This is a genomic window from Vibrio sp. 10N.222.48.A3 (assembly GCF_041475345.1).
Taxonomy (GTDB): Bacteria; Pseudomonadota; Gammaproteobacteria; order Enterobacterales; family Vibrionaceae; genus Vibrio; species Vibrio tasmaniensis_A.
The window spans coordinates 1-988 of the sequence record NZ_JBFRVX010001100.1; the positions used below are offsets into that span (position 1 = coordinate 1).

General features: G+C 40.9%; 2 protein-coding genes. One reads left to right on the plus strand and one right to left on the minus strand.

Features of this window, described 5'->3' with window-relative positions; translation table 11 throughout:
• The coding region (locus AB4653_RS23965; RefSeq protein ID WP_372105495.1) for a GNAT family N-acetyltransferase at positions 1-345 on the plus strand (345 nt) is incomplete at its 5' end.
• A gap of 113 nt (positions 346-458) precedes the next feature.
• Here AB4653_RS23965 and AB4653_RS23970 read toward each other — a convergent pair.
• Complete coding sequence (locus tag AB4653_RS23970) at positions 459-905, minus strand: DUF417 family protein (protein ID WP_009845505.1); 447 nt, start codon at positions 903-905, stop codon at positions 459-461.
• Positions 906-988: the final 83 nt, after the last annotated feature.

Here is a 988-nt window from a genome sequence, read left to right on the forward strand (position 1 = left end):
GAGATGATTCCTATGTTGATAAAAGATGAACAAGGGATTATCTGCGGTAGGATTAATGTACGTGACATCGACGAACACGGAGAACGAGGAGAGCTAGGCTATCGAGTGGGTCACTCCTTTAGTTCTAAAGGCATTGCGTCTAACGCGGTGAGGAAGTTACTTATCTATTTGGCGGAGCACTCTTCCCTTAAATATGTGGATGCCTATGCGTTAGGGGGTAATGTTGGTTCCAACAAGATTTTATCCAAGGCCGGTTTTGGCTTAGTTGAGCGTGTAGAGAATTACGCGTTATTCAAAGGGCAAAATCAAGACGCTAATTATTATCGTAAGGTATTAGCTGAGTAGGTGAGTATCAGTGCCTTATTCATTAGAAGCTGGCAGCGTCCTTCTAGCCAGCTTATGGTTTTATGTTACTTAAAATAGATCTTTAGGTTTACGGCCACTTATTAGATTTACATTTACTTCTGAGGCTTGTTACGTTCGATTACGCTAATAGCGATAGCCAAAAACAGAATATCTTTCACTAGGAAGAAGTTAGTGACTAAGATGCCATCCGATACTTTCCAAACGTTTGGCGTGGTGACTAGAAAGCTCAGTGTCACAACAAAGATAGCCGCTGCTGCAATACCTGAATAGAAAGCAATTGTCGGTTTCTTAAATCCAACGAGCAGTCCAATCGCAACAACGATTTCCGCGCCACCCACCATGTTAGAGACAGCTTGTACTGAGAACAGTTTGTAAAGCCAGTTCATTGCTGGGTGGTTTGCAATTAAAGGCTCAATTAGCATCGCTTCAGTTGGCGTAAACTTGTAAATACCAATCCAAGCTAACACTAATGCTACACCAATCACGCCTAGGCTGTATCCGACGTTACTCTGTTTTAAATCATAGGTTTGAACATGCATAAAAGTACTCCATTTAATAAAATCTCTGAATATGACCGCAAGAGTTCAGATTAAATTTCGCGTTGAGAATAATACTTAATATA

What these genes read in the sequence shown, in the direction of transcription:
- AB4653_RS23970 (WP_009845505.1), bottom strand. Translation starts at nt 905, where the DNA reads ATGCATGTTCAAACCTATGATTTAAAACAGAGTAACGTCGGATACAGC.